Here is a 17,139-nt window from a genome sequence, read left to right on the forward strand (position 1 = left end):
TGGCAGGACGAGCGCCCCGCGCCGTCCTGGCTGGGTGACGTGGCGGCCGGCGTCGAGGCCTGGACGCAGGGCCGCGCCGCGCAGACGCCATCCCCGGACACGCACGACGAGTCCCAGGAGGCTCCGCGTCCTGCGCGGCGATCGTCGCGAGCGTCCGGCTCCCGTCGGGGGTCCGGCAGGTCCGCGTCCGGCTCTCGCCGGTCGGCGCCGCCGGAGGACGCCGCGGCCCTCGGCCCCGACGCCGACCCGGAGTCGGTGGCTCGCACCATCCTGCTCGACCAGCTCACCGGCCGCGCCCGCAGCCGCAAGGAGCTCGCCGAGAAGCTCGCCGCGAAGCTCGTGCCCGACGACGTCGCCACCCGTCTCCTCGATCGCTTCGAGGAGGTCGGTCTCATCGACGACGAGGCCTTCGCCCGGCTGTGGGTCTCCTCCCGCGGAGCCGGCAGCAGCCGGGGCCTGGCCGGCCGCGCGCTGAGCCAGGAGCTGCGACGCAAGGGCGTCGACGACCAGGTCGTCCGCGAGGTGCTCGACGACGTCGAGCCCGACGCCGAGCGCGAGGCGGCGCGGGCGCTCGCCGAGCGCAGGCTGCGCTCGCTGAGCCGCGTCGACGACCTCACCGCCACCCGGCGGCTGGTCGGCATGCTGGCGCGCAAGGGCTATCCCGCGGGCATGTGCCACCAGGTCGTGCGCGAGGTCCTCGCCGCGGCCGACCGCGAGGCCCCCGACGAGCTGTGATCGTGCGCTGAGCCCGCGTCGGCAGGACCCGGGTCGACGCGGTCCCTCGCCTCCGGGAAGAATGCCCCCGTGGCCGACGAGCGCGAGATCCTCACCTACGAGCTGTTCGGGACGGCGGTGCGCGACCTCGCGCAGCAGGTCGTCGCCTCCGGGTACGAGCCGGACATGGTCCTGGCGATCGCCCGGGGCGGACTGGGCCTGGCCATGGGCCTGGGCTACGCGCTCGACGTCAAGAACCTCTCGGCGGTCAACGTCGAGTTCTACACCGGCGTCGACCAGCGCCTCGACGTCCCGATCATGCTGCCTCCGACGCCGGCCGCGGTGGACCTCTCCGGTCTGAAGGTGCTGGTGGCCGATGACGTCGCCGACTCCGGCCGCACCCTCGAGATCGTCCAGCAGTTCTGCAGCGGCCACGTCGCCGAGGCCCGCACCGCGGTCATCTACGAGAAGCCGTGGTCGGTCGTGAAGCCCGACTACGCCTGGCGCCGCACCGATCGCTGGATCAACTTCCCGTGGTCCACCGAGCCGCCGCTGGTGAGCCGGTCCAGCGTCGTCGATGCCTGAGGTCGTGCTCGAGCCGCTGACGCAGGTCGGCGTCACCCGCTATGTGACGCCGCTGCGCGAGGGCGGCAGCCTGCCCGGGATCGTCGAGGCCGACGACCTCGGCACCTACGTCTGCAAGTTCCGCGGGGCGGGCCAGGGCGTGCGGGTCCTGGTCGCCGAGGTCATCGTCAGCGGTCTGGCCGAGGTGCTGGGCCTGCGCACGCCGCGCCTGGCCGTGCTCGACCTCGAGGCCGACATCGCCCGCTACGAGGCCGACGAGGAGGTCCAGGACCTGCTGACCGCGAGCCTCGGGCTCAACCTCGGCATCGACTTCCTGCCCGGCGCCTTCGGCTACGACGGCCTGCACGACGCCGACGCCGGTGCGCTGCCCGAGGCGGCCACGGTGCTCTGGCTCGACGCGCTCACCGCGAACGTCGATCGGTCGTGGCGCAACCCCAACCTGCTGGTCTGGCACGGCGACCTCTGGGTCATCGACCACGGCGCCAGCCTGTACTTCCACCACGGCTGGTCCGGCGGCGTGGGCGATCTGGCCCGGTTCGCCGCCCAGCGGTGGAGCGCCGAGGACCACGTGCTCGGCCGCGCGATCCCCGCGCTGGCCGAGGCCGACGCTCGGCTCACCCCGCTCCTCGACGACGCCGCCCTGCGCGCGATCGTCGCGCGCGTCCCCGACGCCTGGCTCGTGCCGGTGCCGGGCGCGGAGAGCGCCGAGGCGCTGCGAGAGGCCTACGTCGCCTTCCTCACCGCCCGGCTCGGCACCCGGCAGTGGCTGCCCGGCGGCGCCGCATGACGCGTCACGCCTACCAGTACGTCGTCCTCCGCTGCGTCCCGCGGGTCGACCGCGAGGAGTTCGTGAACGTCGGCGTCGTGGTGTTCTGCCATGCCACCGATCTGCTCGAGGTCGGCTGGCACGTCGACCGCACGCGCCTCGCGGCGCTGTGGCCCTCCCTCGACCTCGACCGGGTCTGTGCCGCGATGGACGTCATCGAGGCGGTCTGCGCGGGCGACGCGCGCGCCGGGCTCGCGGCCTCGGAGACCCTCAGCCGCCGCTTCGGGTTCCTCAAGGCGCCGCGCAGCACGGTGCTTCAGCCGGGGCCGGTGCACGGCGGCGTCAGCACCGCGCCGGAGCGCGAGGCCGCCCGCCTGCTCGATCTCCTCGTGCGCTGAGAGCAGCCCGGCCAGGGCCCCGACGCAGCCCCGATGCAGCGAGGCCCGCGGATCCGCGGGCCTCGTGTCGTCAGGCAGGTGCGCCGGTCAGACCGGGACGAGCTCGACCGCGCCCACGGCGTAGCGGGCGAGGATGGTGCGGGCCACCACGGGGTGGGCGCCCATCGGCTCGGCCACCGCGATGGCGCCGGCCTCGAGGGCCAGCTCGGCGGCTCGGTCCGGCAGGAAGCCCGGGGCCAGGAAGAGGGAGGCGACCGCGATGTGGCGGCGTCCCTCGCCCCGGAACGCGCGCACGGCCTCGCCGGCGGCCGGCGGGGCGGCCGAGGCGAACGCGGCGGTGACGGGCAGCTTGTGGTGCGAGCCCCACACGCGGGCCAGGCGGGCGACGGCCTGGTTGGCGAGCGGGTCGCTGGAGCCGGCGGCGGTGAGCACGAGGGCGTCGAGCTCGCGCACCCGGGAGGCGCTGAGCGCCTCGCGCATGCGGACGTCGAGCACCTCGAGGAACGCGGTCTCGAGGCCGAGGATGCTCGCGGCGCGGATCTGCAGCTGCGGGTGCTTCTCCGAGGCGGCGGCGATGGCCTGCGGCACGTCGACCTTGGCGTGGTAGGCCTCGGTGAGCAGCAGCGGCACGACGACGATCTCGTCGTGGCCGGCGCGCACCAGGCGGTCGACGACGGTCTGGAACGACGGCTTGGAGAGGTCGAGGAAGGCCTGCTCGATGCGCAGGTCCGGGCGCAGCGTCCGGGCCTCGGCTACCAGGGCGGTGATGGTCGCTGCGGAGCGGGGGTCGCGACTGCCGTGGGCCAGGGCCACGAGGGCGGGTGCTGCCATGGGGCGTGGATCCTCTCTGGAGGGAGGGCGGGATCAGGAGCCGAGGCTCATGCGTGGATCCCGCACTCGGTCTTGGTGGTGCCAGCCCAGCGGCCGCTGCGCGGGTCGTCGCCGGGGGCGACGCGACGCGTGCAGGGGGCACAGCCGATGGACGGGTAGCCGTCGTAGACGAGCGGGTTGACCAGGACGCCGTTGTCCGCGATGTACCGCTCGACCTGCTCATCGGTCCAGCGGGCGATGGGGGAGACCTTGACCTTCTGCTTCTTGGCGTCCCAGCCGATGACCGGGGCGATGACGCGGTTCTGGGTCTCGGATCGACGCAGGCCCGTGGCCCAGGCGTCGTAGCCGTCGAGCGAGTGCGCGAGCGGCTCGACCTTGCGCAGCTTGCAGCACAGGTCGGGATCGGTGCGGAAGAGCTCCGGTCCGTGCTCGGCGTCCTGCTCGGCGACGCTCTGCACGGGGGTGATGGTGATCAGGTTGACCGGGAGCGTCGCCTCGACGGCGTCGCGGGTGCCGATGGTCTCGATGAAGTGGTAGCCGGTGTCGAGGAAGACCACGTCGATGCCGGGCACGACGCTGGCGGCCAGGTGGGACAGCACGGCGTCGCCCATCGAGGAGGTGACGCAGAAGCGCTCGCCGAAGGTGGCGGCGGCCCACTCGATGATGGTCTCGGCGGGGGCCAGCTCGAGCTCGGCGCCCCAGTGGCTGACGAGGTCGCGCAGCTCCTCGGGCGAGCGGCCCTCGGTCTCCGTGCCGCGGTACTCGCGGGCGGCTGCGGTGGTGCTGATCATCGGGGTGCTCCCTCCGTCGCGGTGACGCCGCCGGGCCGCAGCAGGCCGAGCAGCTTGAGGGAGAAGGCCCGCAGGCAGGCCCGGCATTCCCACGAGCCGTGGGGTGAGGAGACCTCGCCGTCGGCGGAGACGACCTCGTGCGGACGCAGGTCCTCCTCGCCGCAGAACGGGCAGTGGAAGGGCACGGCGCGGCCGCTCATGCGCGCGCTCCGGCGGTGGCGGCCTCGCCGCGCAGGAGCGACTCGTCGGCGCGGTGCACCCAGGCGCTGAAGGTCTCGTCCTCGGCGCGGTCGGCGAGGTAGTGGTTCACGAGGCTGGTGACGTAGTCGTCGAGACCGGCGCTGGTGACCTTGTGGGCGCGCAGCTTGCGGCCGAAGTTCGCGGTGAGGCCGGTGGCGCCGCCCAGGTGCACCTGGAAGCCCTCCACCTGGCGGTCGCCGTCCATCACCAGCTGGCCCTTGAGGCCGATGTCGGCGATCTGGGTGCGAGCGCAGGCGTTGGGGCAGCCGTTGACGTTGACGGTGATGGGGGTGTCGAGGTCGGGGAAGCGGCGCTCGAGCTCGGTGACGAGGTCGCGGGCCCGGTTCTTGGTGTCGACGATGGCCAGCTTGCAGAACTCGATGCCGGTGCAGGCCATCGTGTTGCGGCGCCAGGCCGAGGGGCGCGCGGAGAGGCCGATGCGGTCGAGCTCGGCGAGCAGGGAGTCGACCTGCTCGGGGGCGACGCCGATGAGCACGATCTTCTGGTACGGCGTCAGGCGGGCACCGGCGACGCCGTGCGCCTCCATGACGTCGGCCAGGTCGATCAGCAGGCTGCCCGAGACGCGGCCGACGACGGGGGCGACGCCGACGTAGCGCAGGCCGTCCTTCTGCTCGTGGACGCCGATGTGGTCGCGGTGGCCCACCGGCGAGGCGGGGGAGTCGAGGGAGACCAGCGCGCGGCCGAGGTGCTCCTTCTCGAGCACCTCGCGGAACTTCTCCACGCCCCAGTCGGCGACGAGGAACTTCAGGCGGGCGCGCGAGCGCAGGCGCCGGTAGCCGTAGTCGCGGAAGATCGAGGCCACGCCCTCCCAGACGTCGGGGACGTCGGCGAGCGGGATCCAGACGCCCATCTTCTGGGCGAGCATCGGGTTGGTCGACAGGCCGCCGCCGACCCAGAGGTCGAAGCCGGGGCCGTGCTCGGGGTGGACCGTGCCGACGAAGGAGATGTCGTTGGTCTCCGGCGAGACGTCGTGGCTGGGGTGGCCGGTCAGCGCGGTCTTGAACTTGCGAGGGAAGTTCGCGAAGTCGGGGTCGCCGAGGTAGCGGCGGGCGATCTCGTCGAGCGCCGAGGTGCCGTCGATGATCTCGTCGGCGGCGACGCCGGCGACCGGCGAGCCGAGGAAGGGACGCGGGGAGTCGCCACAGGCCTCCATGGTCGACAGGCCGGCGTCCTCGAGCCGCTCCCAGATGGTGGGGACGTCCTCGACGCGGATCCAGTGGTACTGGATGTTCTCGCGGTCGGTGACGTCCGCGGTGTCGCGGGCGAAGTCGCGGCCGATCTCGCCGAGGGCGCGCACCGTGCGCGGCGCCAGCAGGCGGCCGTCGGAGCGCACGCGCATCATGAAGAACTCGGCGTCGAGCTCCTCCTCGGGCACGGTGGCGGTCTTGCCGCCGTCGAAGCCCTCGGCGCGCTGGGTGTAGAGACCCATCCACCGGAAGCGCCCGCGCAGGTCGGCGGGGTCGATGGAGGCGAAGCCGCGCTTGGAGTAGATGTGCAGGATGCGATCGCGGACGTTGAGCGGGGAGTCGTCCTTCTTGGACTGCTCGTTCTTGTTCAGCGGCTCGGTGTAGCCCAGCGCCCACTGGCCCTCGCCGCGCTTGGGGCGGGGGATCTCGGTGTGCTCGGCTCGCTTGGCGGTGTAGCGGAGGTCGCTCATCGTCTGCTCTGGCTGCTTCCTGGCGCGGCCGGGGGATCGGCCTGGGTCGGATGGTCTGACTAGGAAGCGCGACACATCATGCTGCGGGTGCGTCCGAGGTCGACGTGGCGTCGAACCACGAGGAAGACCTGGGTCGCAGCGCTGATCACGTCCCTGAGTCTCACGACGTGGACGGGCCCCTCACAAGATGAAATCCCGTGATGTGAGACGAAAGTCCGCGATCTGGGACGACCATCGTGTTTCGCCCGCGTGAACGGCAGGTGCGTGAGTCCCACGTCACACGGCCGGACCGGACCACCGGGCGGCGGATCGGAGCGTCGCGAGCGTGCGCAGCGGGCCGGTGTCCGCGCCTGCGCGCTGCTTTCAGCATCGTCGCCGACCCTCACTACTCTGGTGCCATGGCCGACATCGACGCCCTCACCAGCAGCGCCTACGCCCACGCTCTCGAGGTCATCGCCTCGGTGGAGCCCCGCATCGCCGATGCCACCCGCGCCGAGCTCGCCGACCAGCGCAGCTCCCTGAAGCTGATCGCCAGCGAGAACTACGCCTCGCCGGCCGTGCTCCTGACGATGGGCACCTGGTTCAGCGACAAGTACGCCGAGGGCACCGTCGGCCACCGCTTCTACGCCGGCTGCCAGAACGTCGACACCGTCGAGACCCTGGCCGCCGAGCACGCCCGCGAGCTCTTCGGCGCCGAGTACGCCTACGTGCAGCCGCACTCGGGCATCGACGCCAACCTCGTCGCCTTCTGGTCGATCCTCGCCCACCGCGTCGAGGGCCCCTGGCTGGAGAAGGCCCAGGCCAAGAACGTCAACGACCTCACCGAGGCCGACTGGGAGTCGCTGCGCAAGGAGCTGGGCAACCAGCGCCTGCTCGGCATGAGCCTGGACGCCGGCGGTCACCTCACCCACGGCTTCCGCCCGAACATCAGCGGCAAGATGTTCCACCAGCAGCAGTACGGCACCGACCCCACCACCGGGCTGGTCGACTACGACGCCATCGCCGCGAAGGCCCGCGAGTTCAAGCCGCTGATCCTGGTGGCCGGCTACTCCGCCTACCCGCGCCGCATCGACTTCGCGAAGATGCGCGAGATCGCCGACGAGGTCGGCGCCACGCTCATGGTCGACATGGCGCACTTCTCCGGCCTGGTGGCCGGCAAGGTCTTCCGCGGCGACGAGGACCCGGTCCCGCACGCCCACATCGTCACCTCCACCACGCACAAGTCGCTGCGCGGCCCGCGCGGCGGTCTGGTCCTCGCGCAGGAGGAGCTCGCGCCGTCGGTCGACCGCGGCTGCCCCATGGTGCTCGGCGGCCCGCTCTCGCACGTGATGGCCGCCAAGGCCGTCGCCTTCGCCGAGGCCCGTCAGCCGGAGTTCCAGGGCTACGCCCAGCGCGTGGCCGACAACGCGAAGTCGCTGGCCGAGGGCTTCCTCAAGCGCGGCGCGAACCTGGTCACCGGGGGCACCGACAACCACCTGGTGCTGCTCGACGTCCGCTCCTTCGGCCTCACCGGCCGCCAGGCGGAGTCCGCGCTCATCGACGCCGGCGTCGTCACGAACCGCAACTCGGTGCCCGCCGACCCCAACGGCGCCTGGTACACCTCCGGCGTCCGCCTGGGCACCCCGGCGCTCACCACCCGCGGCTTCGGCCACGACGAGTTCGACAAGGTCGCCGAGCTCATGGTCGAGGTCCTCTCGAACACCACCCCCGGCACGACGAAGGCCGGCGGCCCGTCGAAGGCGTCCTACGTGCTCGCCGACGGGGTCGCCGACCGCGTGCGCGCGGCCTCGGCCGAGATGCTCGACAAGCACCCGCTCTACCCGGGCATCGACCTCAGCTGAGGTCTCGGCTCCCGGCCTGACGGCGGGCGGCGCGCTCCGGCGCACCGCCCGCCGTCGTGCGTGCGAGGGGTGCGCGGCCCCGAGCCGATCAGCGCCAGCGGTACTCCAGCTCGGGACGTCCGGCGCTGCCGTAGCGCGGACGCCGCTCGGCCTGACCGGCGTCGGCCAGGTGCTCGAGGTAGCGGCGCGCGGTGACCCGTGAGGTCCCGACGCGCTCGGCGACCTCCGAGGCCGACAGTGCGGCCCCAGCGGCGCGCAGCGACTCCACCACCTGGCTCAGGGTCTCCGGCGACATGCCCTTCGGGACCGCGGCGCGCTCCTCGGCGCGGCCAGGACGCAGAGCGCCGAGCAGGGCGTCGACGTCGCCCTGCGCGACCTCGCCGGAGCCGGTGCGCTGCCAGCCGGCGCGGTAGGCGGCGTACTGCTCGAGCTTGGCGCGGAAGGTCGCGAAGGTGAAGGGCTTGAGGAGGTAGAGCGCGACCCCCTGGGCCACCGCGTGTCGCACGACGTCGGCGTCGCGGGCCGAGGTGACCGCGATGACGTCGCAGAGGTGCCCCGCGGCGCGCGCCCGCTGCAGGAGGACCAGGCCGTGGCCGTCGGGGAGGTGGAGGTCGAGGAGCAGCAGGTCGACGGGCTCGCCGGCGGCTCGGGCGGCGTCGAGGGCGCGCAGCGCCTCGCCGGCCGAGCGGACCAGCCCGACGGCGGCGAAGCCGGGCAGGCGGTCGACGTAGGCGACGTGCGCCTCGCCCGCGAGGTCCTCGTCCTCGACGACGAGCACGCGCACGTCCGCGGCGTCGCTCACGATCGCTCCTCCGGCCAGGCCACGGCCAGCTCGGCGCCGCCGAGGGGGCTGCGGCCGACCTCGAGCCGAGCGTCGTGGCGCCGGGCCACCTGGGTCACCAGGGCCAGGCCGACGCCGCGCCCCGTGGCGTCGTCGGCAGCGACCTTGGTGGTCCACCCGGCCTCGACGATGCGGTCGACGTCCTCGTCGGGCAGGCCGGGGCCGCTGTCGCCGACCGCGAGGCGGTCGGGCGCCAGGTCGACGCGCACCCGCCGCCGGCCCACCGGGAGGTCGGCGACGGCGTCGAAGGCGTTGTCGACCAGGTTGCCGAGCACGGTGACGAGGTCGCGGTGGGGCAGGCGGCTCGACGCCGGGAGGGCGCCGTCGATCTCCAGCTCGATGCCGCGCTCGGCGGCGTCGGCGGTCTTCCCGAGCAGCAGGGCCGCGACGACGGGGTCGTCGACGGCGGCCACCAGGCGGTCGGTGAGCAGCTGGGCGACCTGGAGCTCCTCGACGGCGAAGTCGACCGCCTCCTCGGGGCGACCCATCTCGATCAGCGACACCACGGTGTGCAGGCGGTTGGCGGACTCGTGGTTCTGCGCGCGCAGCGACTCGGTGAGCCGCCGCACGGCCGCGAGCTCGCCGGTGACGCCGCGCAGCTCGGTGTGGTCGCGCAGGGTGACGACGGCGCCGACGGTGCGACCGTCCCAGTCGGCCGGCGCCGAGCTGACCAGCAGCATCCGCTCGCCGGCCAGGTAGAGCTCGTCGTCGGCGGGCGCTCCGCCCCGCGCGGCGGCGACGAGGCCGGGGGCCAGTCCGAGCTCGCCGAGCTCGCGGCCGAGCACGGCGGCGTCCTCGGGGAGCGAGAGCAGCCGGCGGGCCTCGTCGTTGACCAGCTGCACGCGGCCCTCGGCGTCGACGAGGAGGAGCCCCTCGCGCACGGCATGGAGCACCGCGGAGTAGTACTCGTACATCCGGGTCAGCTCGCGCTCGCCGAGCCCGTGGGTCTGGCGGCGCAGCCGGCGCGCCACCAGCGCGGCCCCGAGCACGCCCGCGGCGAGCACCGCCAGGGCGGCGAGGCCGATGGGCAGGAGGTCGTCGACGAGCTGGCGATCGATGCGGTCGATCGTGATGCCGACGGCCACGAGGGCCACGACACGGCCGGCGGCGTCCTGCACCGGGACGACCGCGCGCATCGAGGGACCGAGCGTGCCGGCGTACTCCTGGGTGAACACCCGGCCCTCGGGGGCGCCGCCGACGTCGCCGATGAATCGACGTCCGATGTTGGCCGGGTCGGGGTGGCTGTAGCGGATGCGGTCCGGTGACATCACGGTCACGAAGTCGACGGCGGCGTCGCGACGCACCTTCTCGGCCATCGGCTGGATCTCGACGCTGGGCTGCGGCTCGTCGAGGGCGCTCAGCAGCGCGGGGGAGTCGGCCAGCGTGCGGGCCACCGCGAGGGCCCGCTCGGTGGCGGTGGCCCGGGCGTCGCGCCGCGCGTCGACGGCGGCCAGCGCGAGGGAGGCCAGCACCAGCACGAGCACGACGACGGCCTGCAGCACCAGCACCTGGAGGGCGACCGACCAGCCCGAGGCCCGGCCACGCAGCCAGGAGGATCGCGAGGTCCGCAGCGCCTCCGGCGCCCCTGGCGCCCGTGGCAGAGCGGAGGCGGGCGGGGGCGGCATGGGCCCATCCTGGCCCACGGCCGTGAGCGCGACCACAACGACCACAAGCGTGACGCGCGTCACCTCACGTCGGAGGGTGCTCCCATGAGCACCCCGCAGACGGCCGCGCCGCGCAGCCGCACCCACTACCTCTACCTGGCCGTGATCGCGGCCGTCGCGCTCGGCATCGTGGTCGGCCTGGCCGCGCCGGACGTCGCGGTCGAGCTGAAGCCGCTCGGCACGGCGTTCGTCGCCCTCATCAAGATGATGATCCAGCCGGTCATCTTCTGCACGATCGTCATCGGCGTCGGCTCGGTGGCCAGCGCCGCCAAGGTCGGCAAGGTCGGCGGCCTCGCCCTGGCCTACTTCCTGGCCTTCTCCACCATCGCGCTGGGCATCGGCCTCGTCGTCGGCAACCTGCTGCACCCCGGTGACGGCCTGCGCATCACCGACGCGCTCGCCGGCGCCGGCCAGGAGCAGGCCAAGGCCGGGCACGGGAGCACCACCGAGTTCCTCCTCGGCATCATCCCGACCTCGATGGTGTCCTCGCTGACCTCCGGCGAGGTGCTGCAGACGCTGCTCGTCGCGCTGCTCATCGGCTTCGCGCTGCAGCAGATGGGCCCGGCCGGCGCCACGGTGCTGCGCGGCGTCACCTCGATCCAGCGCGTGGTCTTCCGGGTGCTCTCGATGATCATGTGGGCCGCCCCCATCGGCGCCTTCGGCGCGATCGCGGCCGTCGTCGGCGAGACCGGCGTCGACGCCCTGCGCAGCCTCGCGGTGCTGATGATCGGCTTCTACATCACCTGCGCGCTGTTCGTGTTCGTCGTCCTCGGCCTGATGCTGCGGGTCACCACCGGCGTCAACGTCTTCTCGCTGCTGCGCTACCTCGGACGTGAGTTCCTGCTGATCCTCTCGACGTCGTCCTCGGAGTCCGCGCTGCCGCGGCTCATCGCGAAGATGGAGCACGCCGGCGTCGACAAGGCCACCGTCGGCGTCGTGGTGCCGACCGGCTACTCCTTCAACCTCGACGGCACCGCCATCTACCTGACCATGGCCTCGCTGTTCATCGCCGAGGCGCTGGGCGACCCGCTGTCGATCGGCGAGCAGGTCTCGCTGCTGCTGTTCATGATGATCGCCTCCAAGGGCGCCGCGGGCGTCACCGGCGCCGGCATGGCGACGCTGGCCGGCGGCCTGTCCTCCCACCGGCCCGAGCTGGTCGACGGCGTCGGCCTCATCGTCGGCATCGACCGGTTCATGTCCGAGGCGCGTGCGCTGACCAACTTCGCCGGCAACGCCATCGCCACCGTCGTGATCGGCCAGTGGACCGGCACGATCGACCGCGAGCGCCTCGACCGGGTGCTCGCCGGTCAGGAGCCCTTCGACGAGGCCACGATGATCGACGACGGGCACGGCGCCCCGGCACCGGCGGTGCCGCCCAGCCAGCCGGACGCGGTCCTGCGCTGAGCGCAGGCACGGCGCACACCGGCGGTCGGGACCCTGGTCCCGGCCGCCGGCGTCGTCGTGCTCACAGGCGCGGCGTCGTGCGCTCCACCACGGCACGCAGGTCGGCGGGATCGGCGTCGAGCGCGCCGTACGTGGCGTCGTAGGCCGGGGAGAGCCGCGAGCCGCAGAACAGGTCGGCGACCTCGGGCGGTGCGAACCGCACCAGCAGGGATCCCTGCAGCACCGAGGCCATCCGTCCGGCGAGGCGGCGTGCCGAGCGCTCCATCGCCGACGGGTCGCCCATCAGCACGCCCAGGAGCGCCAGGACGTCGTCGATGGCGGCGTCGAGACGGCGGTCGGCGCCGCGGGCCAGGCCGACCTCGGTGATCCAGGCGTCCAGGGCCTCGGGCTCGCGCCCCAGCGCGCGCAGGACGTCGAGGGCGTTGACGTTGCCCGAGCCCTCCCACACCGAGTTCAGCGGCGCCTCCCGATAGAGCAGCGGCATGCCCGACTCCTCGACGTAGCCGTTGCCGCCCAGGCACTCCAGCGCCTCGGCGACCATCGCCGGCGTGCGCTTGCACACCCAGAACTTCGCCAGCGGCAGCGCGAGGCGACGCAGCGCGGCCTCGTGCGCGTCGTGCGGACGGTCGACGGCCGCTGCCAGGCGCATCGCCAGCGCGGTGGCGGCCTCGCTCTCGACGGCGAGGTCGGCGACGACGTTCTGCATCAGGGGCTTGTCGGCCAGCACCGAGCCGAAGGCGGAGCGATGCGCGACGTGCCACGAGGCCTCGGACACCGCCTTGCGCATGAGCGCGGCCGAGCCCAGGACGCAGTCGAGGCGGGTGGCGGCGACCATCTCGATGATGGTGCGCACGCCGCGGCCCTCGTCGCCGAGGCGCTGGGCCCAGGTGCCGTCGAGCTCGAGCTCGGAGGAGGCGTTCGACCGGTTGCCGAGCTTGTCCTTGAGGCGCACGACGTCGAGCTGGTTGCGGGTGCCGTCCTCGAGCACGCGCGGCACGACGAAGCAGGTGACGCCGCCCTCGGCCTGGGCGAGCACGAGGAAGACGTCGTTCATCGGGGCCGAGGTGAACCACTTGTGTCCGTAGAGGCGGTAGCCGTCGCCGTCCGGCACGGCGCGGGTGACGTTGGCGCGGACGTCGGAGCCGCCCTGCTTCTCGGTCATGCCCATGCCGGCGAGGGCGCCGAGCTTGTGCTCGCGAGCGCGGACGCCGGGGTCGTAGACGCGCGAGGAGAGCAGTGGCGACCACTCCTTGGCGATCGCGTCGTCGGCGCGCAGCGCGGGGATCGAGGCGTAGGTCATCGACACCGGGCATCCGTGCCCGGGCTCGGTGTGGCCCCAGGCCATGAAGCCCGCCGCGCGCCGCACGTGGGCGTGCGGATCGCCGTCGGCCTGGTCCTGCCAGGCGCTGGCGCCGAGGCCGTGCCCGATGGAGCGCTCCATGAGCCAGTGCCAGGCCGGGTGGAACTCCACCTCGTCGACGCGGTTGCCGAACCGGTCGAACGGGGTGAGGACGGGGTGGTGCTCGTTGGCGAGCCGCCCCTGCTCGCGGGCCTCCTCCGAGCCGGCCTCGGCGCCCAGCGGCACCAGCGCGTCGACGACCTCCGGGGCGCCGTGCCGGGCGACGGCCTCGGTGAGCGCGAGGTCGGCGAGCACGACGTTGTGGCCCACCAGCGGTGGGGCCTGGTTCGTCGAGCGGCGCAGCTCGGCGCGCGAGGGTCGGGACGCGGTGTCGGACTCGGGACCGGACGCGGGCCGGGCTCCCGGATCAAGGGCACTCATGCGGTTACCGTACGACGCATGGCGGACTCCGAGACGGTGGGCGACGCCTCCCGGATGTCCCGCACGACCCGTCTCCTCGACGGCGCCGTCCGCACCGGGACCTGGGTCAGGCCGCGTGCGGCGCGGGCCCGACACCAGACGTGGCGGCTGGTCGTCTCCACCGTGGAGTCCTGCCTGCGCTACCGCGTCACCGGTCTCGCGGCCGAGGCCGCGTTCTTCGCCGTGCTGTCGGTGCCGCCGCTGATCTTCGCCCTGGCCGGCGCGATCGGCTACGTCACCAGCCGGTTCTCCCCGGAGCAGGTCGAGCAGATCCGCACCTCGATCCTCGACCTCGCCTCCCGCCTGCTCACCGACTCCGCGGTGCAGGACGTCATCGCGCCCACCATCGACGACGTGCTGCGCGGCGGGCGCTTCGACGTCATCTCGGTCGGCTTCGTGCTGGCGCTGTGGTCGGGCTCGCGGGCGCTCAACGTCTTCGTCGACACCATCACGATCATGCATGGCCTCGGCGGGCGGCGAGGGATCCTGCGGGCCCGGGCGCTCTCGTTCGTGCTCTACCTGCTGGCCATCGTCACCGGCGTGGTGACGATCCCGCTCGTCGTGGCGGGGCCCTCGCTGGTCTCGCGGTGGCTGCCGGACCGCGCCGACGTGCTCATGACCTTCTACTGGCCGGTGGTCGTGGTGCTGTGCGTGTGCTTCCTGGCCACGCTCTACCACGTGTCGATCCCGGTGCCGACGGCGTGGCGCTACATGGTGCCCGGCGCGGTCTTCTCCCTCGTGGCGTGGCTGGTCGGCTCGTCGTGGCTGCGCTACGTCCTCACCGTCACCGCCTCGGACTCCCGCTCGGTCTACGGTCCGCTCGCCGCCCCGATCGCGGTGCTGATCTGGCTCTACCTGCTGGCCATCGCGGTGCTCATCGGCGCGGCGGTCAACGCCTCGGTCGAGCGCATCTGGCCGCGCGCGGCGCGGGCCCGGGCCGCCGTCGACCCCACCGCCGATGTCACCGCCGATCCGGCCGCGCCGTCGACGATGGCCTAGATTGCCCGCGTGGCCCTCGACCCCGCTCCGCTGCCCTCGGTCGGCAACCGTGGCCGGGTCTCCCTCCCGGCGCGCACCCGCTCGCCGTGGTGGCAGCTGGGACGACGGGTGCTGCTGGCCACCGCCATCCTCGTCGGCACCGTGCTGCTGGTCTGGTTCGACCGCGCGGCCTACCGCGACAACAACGACCCGTCCGGGCACGTCGACCTGGTCGACGCGATCTACTACACGACCGTCACGCTGAGCACGACCGGCTACGGCGACATCGCCCCGGTCGCGCCGCACGCCCGGATGCTGAACGCCTTCATCATCACCCCCGCCCGCATCGCCTTCCTGGTGCTCCTCATCGGCACGACGCTGGAGGTGCTGGCCTCCCAGGGCCGCGAGATGGTCCGAGTCGCCCGCTGGAGGAAGCGCATGAGCGAGCACGTCGTCGTCATCGGCTACGGCACGAAGGGTCGCAGCGCCGTCGAGACGCTGCTCAACAACGGACTCGAGCGCGAGGCGATCGTCGTCGTCGACCCCAGCGGGGTGGCCCTGGAGGACGCCCACGCCGACGGCTTCGTCGTCGTCACCGGCGACGCCACGCGGCGCGACGTGCTCACCCGCGCCGGGGTGGCCGCGGCGTCCCAGGTCATCATCACCACCGACCGCGACGACTCCAACGTGCTCGCCACCCTCACCGTGCGGCAGCTCAACCCGGACGCCTGGATCGTGGCGGCGGTGCGCGAGCAGGAGAACGTGCCGCTGATGAAGCAGTCGGGCGCCAACTCCGTCATCACCAGCTCCGACGCCGTCGGGCGTCTGCTCGGCCTCTCCTCGATGTCGCCGGCCCTCGGGTCGGTCATGGAGGACCTGCTCACCTACGGCGACGGGCTGGAGGTCGCCGAGCGCGACCTGCTCGTCTCCGAGGTCGGACGTCAGCCGCAGACCCTGCCCGACCAGGTCATCGCGGTCGTGCGCGACGAGAAGGTCTACCGCTACTTCGACCCCGTCGTCACCCAGCTCGCGCGCGGCGACCGGCTCGTCGTCGTCCGGCCGGCCCGCGAGCTGCCCTGGGCCCCGCGCCCGGGCACCCACGGCGAGGAGCTCGCCGACGGGGACTGATCCTCAGGCGGCAGACCTCGGCTGCTCGGCGATCTCGGACCCCGTGCCGCGAGGTCCGGGCACGGTCAGGACGGCCACGAGCGTCGTCAGCGGCACGGCCAGCACCAGCCCGACGCTGCTCACGAGCGTCCGCACGATCTCCTGGGCGATCTCCTCGGTGGTCAGCAGCTCGGCCAGCGGCGGGGAGTAGAGCTGGATGACCAGCAGCACCGTGAGCGCCGCGCCCGCGTAGGCGAAGGCGATCGTGTAGATCGTCGAGGCGATGTGGTCGCGCCCGATGCGCATGCCGCTGCGGAACAGCGCGGTGCGGCTCATCGACGCCGAGGCCCCGCGCAGCTCCCACACCGCCGAGGCCTGGGTGATGGTGACGTCGTTGAGCACGCCGAGGCCGGCGACGATCATCGCGCAGGCCAGCAGGCCCTGGAAGCTGAGGTCGCCGGCGTAGGAGGCCAGGACGCCACCGCTCTCGTCGCTGATGCCGGTGAGGTGCGTGGCGCCGATCGCGACGACGGCGAGGGCCGCGGTCGCACCGAGCCCGGCGAGGGTGCCGGCCAGGGCCGCGCTGGAGCGCATCGAGACGCCGTGGGTGCTGTAGAGCACGACGAGCATGATCGCCGCGGAGCCGGTGAGGCCCACCAGGACGCCCGACTCGCCGACGAGCAGCGCCGGCAGCATGAACCACCAGATGACCGCACCGCCGAGCGCGAGACCGCCGATCGCCAGCAGGCCGCGCCACCGTGCGACGCCGATCACCACCACGGCGAACAGCGCGATGAGCAGCCACAGCGTCGAGCCGCGCTCGGTGCCGAAGTAGGAGAACCGGTCGGGCTGCCCGTCCTGGCCCGGCGTCGCGATGAGGCGCACGGAGTCGCCGCGGGAGAGGCCGGAGCGCGCCACCTCCGGCGGGACGTCGACGCTGACGACCGTGCCGGCATCGGGGCCGTCGACCACCCGCACCCGCAGGGCGTCCTTCGAGGTCGACTCGACCTCGCCGGAGGGGTAGGTGACGCCGGGCGCGGCGAAGGAGGTCTGGCTGCGGATCTCGCGGACGCGATCGCCGTCGGGCCACAGCGTGACGAGGCCGACCAGCGTGGCGATCAGGGCGAGCGCGAGGACGCCCAGCAGCACGCGACGCGGTCCCGGGGCGACGTCGAACCCGGCATCGGGACGCCGCGCGCGGCGTCCTCCTCGGCGGCTCGCGGAGGGGGGACGTCGGTGCGCGGCGTGCGCCGGATCGATGTCGTGACCGTGCCCGTGCCCTGCGCCCATGGCACCAGTCTGGGGGCAGGCCGGTCAGTCGCCGACGCCGGTGGCGATCAGGCCGCCGCAGAGGAAGTCGCCGGGGGAGACCTGGGCGAAGCGACCCCCACGCAGTCGCAGGATCTTCACGCAGCCGCTGGTGCGCTTGGTGCCGACGTGCATCGGCGCGTGGACGCCCTGGCCGGTCCAGTCGTCGACGCG

The 17,139-nt window shown here is 73.3% G+C and carries 16 protein-coding genes; 8 read left to right on the top strand and 8 right to left on the bottom strand.

The window, feature by feature from the left end; translation table 11 throughout:
* Positions 1–255 precede the first annotated feature (255 nt).
* The 4 genes from ACZDWJ_RS16305 to ACZDWJ_RS16320 all read left to right on the top strand — a co-directional run bounded on the left by ACZDWJ_RS16305 (position 256) and on the right by ACZDWJ_RS16320 (position 2,463).
* Entirely contained in the window at positions 256–735 is a 480-nt protein-coding gene (locus ACZDWJ_RS16305) for a regulatory protein RecX (protein WP_463522583.1), read from the top strand.
* A gap of 69 nt (positions 736–804) precedes the next feature.
* Positions 805–1,299 carry a phosphoribosyltransferase gene (locus ACZDWJ_RS16310; protein WP_463522585.1) on the top strand — a complete coding sequence of 165 codons (495 nt, stop codon included), beginning with the start codon at positions 805–807 and terminating at the stop codon, positions 1,297–1,299.
* Positions 1,292–2,086 (top strand): HipA family kinase, encoded by a 795-nt coding sequence (locus ACZDWJ_RS16315; RefSeq protein WP_463522587.1) that lies wholly within the window; start codon positions 1,292–1,294, stop codon positions 2,084–2,086. Before ACZDWJ_RS16310 ends, ACZDWJ_RS16315 begins: the two co-directional genes overlap by 8 nt.
* Positions 2,083–2,463, top strand: coding sequence for a DUF3037 domain-containing protein (locus tag ACZDWJ_RS16320; RefSeq protein WP_463522589.1), 381 nt, complete (start codon positions 2,083–2,085; stop codon positions 2,461–2,463). The genes ACZDWJ_RS16315 and ACZDWJ_RS16320 overlap by 4 nt, the downstream gene beginning before the upstream one ends.
* Before the next feature lie 87 nt (positions 2,464–2,550).
* On the opposite strand, the gene ACZDWJ_RS16325 is transcribed toward ACZDWJ_RS16320, so the two are convergent.
* The 4 genes from ACZDWJ_RS16325 to ACZDWJ_RS16340 are packed head-to-tail and all read right to left on the bottom strand — an operon-like array spanning position 2,551 to position 6,003.
* A complete protein-coding gene (locus ACZDWJ_RS16325; RefSeq protein ID WP_463522591.1) occupies positions 2,551–3,294 on the bottom strand; it encodes a sirohydrochlorin chelatase in 744 nt (247 codons plus the stop codon).
* Between the two features lie 47 nt (positions 3,295–3,341).
* The gene (locus ACZDWJ_RS16330; RefSeq protein ID WP_463522593.1) at positions 3,342–4,085 is read right to left on the bottom strand and encodes a phosphoadenylyl-sulfate reductase; all 744 of its coding nucleotides are present in this window, start codon (positions 4,083–4,085) and stop codon (positions 3,342–3,344) included.
* Positions 4,082–4,285, bottom strand: a complete 204-nt coding sequence (locus ACZDWJ_RS16335; protein WP_463522595.1) for a hypothetical protein — start codon at positions 4,283–4,285, stop codon at positions 4,082–4,084. The genes ACZDWJ_RS16330 and ACZDWJ_RS16335 overlap by 4 nt, the downstream gene beginning before the upstream one ends.
* Positions 4,282–6,003, bottom strand: coding sequence for a nitrite/sulfite reductase (locus ACZDWJ_RS16340; RefSeq protein WP_463522597.1), 1,722 nt, complete (start codon positions 6,001–6,003; stop codon positions 4,282–4,284). Before ACZDWJ_RS16340 ends, ACZDWJ_RS16335 begins: the two co-directional genes overlap by 4 nt.
* 398 nt (positions 6,004–6,401) lie before the next feature.
* Between ACZDWJ_RS16340 and ACZDWJ_RS16345 the strand changes: the two genes are divergently transcribed.
* Positions 6,402–7,844: a glycine hydroxymethyltransferase gene (locus tag ACZDWJ_RS16345; protein ID WP_463522599.1), complete on the top strand. Its 1,443-nt coding sequence runs from the start codon at positions 6,402–6,404 to the stop codon at positions 7,842–7,844.
* An 88-nt stretch (positions 7,845–7,932) separates the two neighbouring features.
* Here the strand turns inward: ACZDWJ_RS16345 and ACZDWJ_RS16350 are convergent, their stop codons facing one another.
* On the bottom strand, positions 7,933–8,646 hold the full coding sequence (locus tag ACZDWJ_RS16350) for a response regulator (protein WP_463522601.1): 714 nt from the start codon (positions 8,644–8,646) through the stop codon (positions 7,933–7,935).
* Positions 8,643–10,310 carry a sensor histidine kinase gene (locus ACZDWJ_RS16355; RefSeq protein WP_463522603.1) on the bottom strand — a complete coding sequence of 556 codons (1,668 nt, stop codon included), beginning with the start codon at positions 10,308–10,310 and terminating at the stop codon, positions 8,643–8,645. Before ACZDWJ_RS16355 ends, ACZDWJ_RS16350 begins: the two co-directional genes overlap by 4 nt.
* An 84-nt stretch (positions 10,311–10,394) precedes the next feature.
* Here ACZDWJ_RS16355 and ACZDWJ_RS16360 point away from each other — a divergent pair, with 84 nt between their 5' ends.
* Complete coding sequence (locus ACZDWJ_RS16360; RefSeq protein ID WP_463522605.1) at positions 10,395–11,753, top strand: cation:dicarboxylate symporter family transporter; 1,359 nt, start codon at positions 10,395–10,397, stop codon at positions 11,751–11,753.
* A 61-nt stretch (positions 11,754–11,814) separates the two neighbouring features.
* Here the strand turns inward: ACZDWJ_RS16360 and ACZDWJ_RS16365 are convergent, their stop codons facing one another.
* On the bottom strand, positions 11,815–13,533 hold the full coding sequence (locus ACZDWJ_RS16365) for an acyl-CoA dehydrogenase family protein (RefSeq protein ID WP_463522607.1): 1,719 nt from the start codon (positions 13,531–13,533) through the stop codon (positions 11,815–11,817).
* Between the two features lie 18 nt (positions 13,534–13,551).
* Between ACZDWJ_RS16365 and ACZDWJ_RS16370 the strand changes: the two genes are divergently transcribed.
* Both ACZDWJ_RS16370 and ACZDWJ_RS16375 read left to right on the top strand, forming a co-directional pair.
* The gene (locus tag ACZDWJ_RS16370) at positions 13,552–14,571 is read left to right on the top strand and encodes a YihY/virulence factor BrkB family protein (protein ID WP_463522609.1); all 1,020 of its coding nucleotides are present in this window, start codon (positions 13,552–13,554) and stop codon (positions 14,569–14,571) included.
* A gap of 9 nt (positions 14,572–14,580) precedes the next feature.
* On the top strand, positions 14,581–15,678 hold the full coding sequence (locus tag ACZDWJ_RS16375) for a potassium channel family protein (protein WP_463522611.1): 1,098 nt from the start codon (positions 14,581–14,583) through the stop codon (positions 15,676–15,678).
* A gap of 3 nt (positions 15,679–15,681) precedes the next feature.
* Here ACZDWJ_RS16375 and ACZDWJ_RS16380 read toward each other — a convergent pair whose 3' ends face one another.
* A complete protein-coding gene (locus ACZDWJ_RS16380) occupies positions 15,682–16,947 on the bottom strand; it encodes a YibE/F family protein (RefSeq protein ID WP_463522613.1) in 1,266 nt (421 codons plus the stop codon).
* Positions 16,948–17,139 lie beyond the last annotated feature (192 nt).

The organism is Nocardioides sp. B129/18 (genome assembly GCF_055282735.1).

What these genes read in the sequence shown, in the direction of transcription:
- ACZDWJ_RS16315 (WP_463522587.1), top strand. Translation starts at nt 1,292, where the DNA reads ATGCCTGAGGTCGTGCTCGAGCCGCTGACGCAGGTCGGCGTCACCCGC.
- ACZDWJ_RS16320 (WP_463522589.1), top strand. Translation starts at nt 2,083, where the DNA reads ATGACGCGTCACGCCTACCAGTACGTCGTCCTCCGCTGCGTCCCGCGG.
- ACZDWJ_RS16325 (WP_463522591.1), bottom strand. Translation starts at nt 3,294, where the DNA reads ATGGCAGCACCCGCCCTCGTGGCCCTGGCCCACGGCAGTCGCGACCCC.
- ACZDWJ_RS16330 (WP_463522593.1), bottom strand. Translation starts at nt 4,085, where the DNA reads ATGATCAGCACCACCGCAGCCGCCCGCGAGTACCGCGGCACGGAGACC.
- ACZDWJ_RS16335 (WP_463522595.1), bottom strand. Translation starts at nt 4,285, where the DNA reads ATGAGCGGCCGCGCCGTGCCCTTCCACTGCCCGTTCTGCGGCGAGGAG.
- ACZDWJ_RS16340 (WP_463522597.1), bottom strand. Translation starts at nt 6,003, where the DNA reads ATGAGCGACCTCCGCTACACCGCCAAGCGAGCCGAGCACACCGAGATC.
- ACZDWJ_RS16345 (WP_463522599.1), top strand. Translation starts at nt 6,402, where the DNA reads ATGGCCGACATCGACGCCCTCACCAGCAGCGCCTACGCCCACGCTCTC.
- ACZDWJ_RS16355 (WP_463522603.1), bottom strand. Translation starts at nt 10,310, where the DNA reads ATGCCGCCCCCGCCCGCCTCCGCTCTGCCACGGGCGCCAGGGGCGCCG.
- ACZDWJ_RS16360 (WP_463522605.1), top strand. Translation starts at nt 10,395, where the DNA reads ATGAGCACCCCGCAGACGGCCGCGCCGCGCAGCCGCACCCACTACCTC.
- ACZDWJ_RS16365 (WP_463522607.1), bottom strand. Translation starts at nt 13,533, where the DNA reads ATGAGTGCCCTTGATCCGGGAGCCCGGCCCGCGTCCGGTCCCGAGTCC.
- ACZDWJ_RS16370 (WP_463522609.1), top strand. Translation starts at nt 13,552, where the DNA reads ATGGCGGACTCCGAGACGGTGGGCGACGCCTCCCGGATGTCCCGCACG.
- ACZDWJ_RS16380 (WP_463522613.1), bottom strand. Translation starts at nt 16,947, where the DNA reads ATGGGCGCAGGGCACGGGCACGGTCACGACATCGATCCGGCGCACGCC.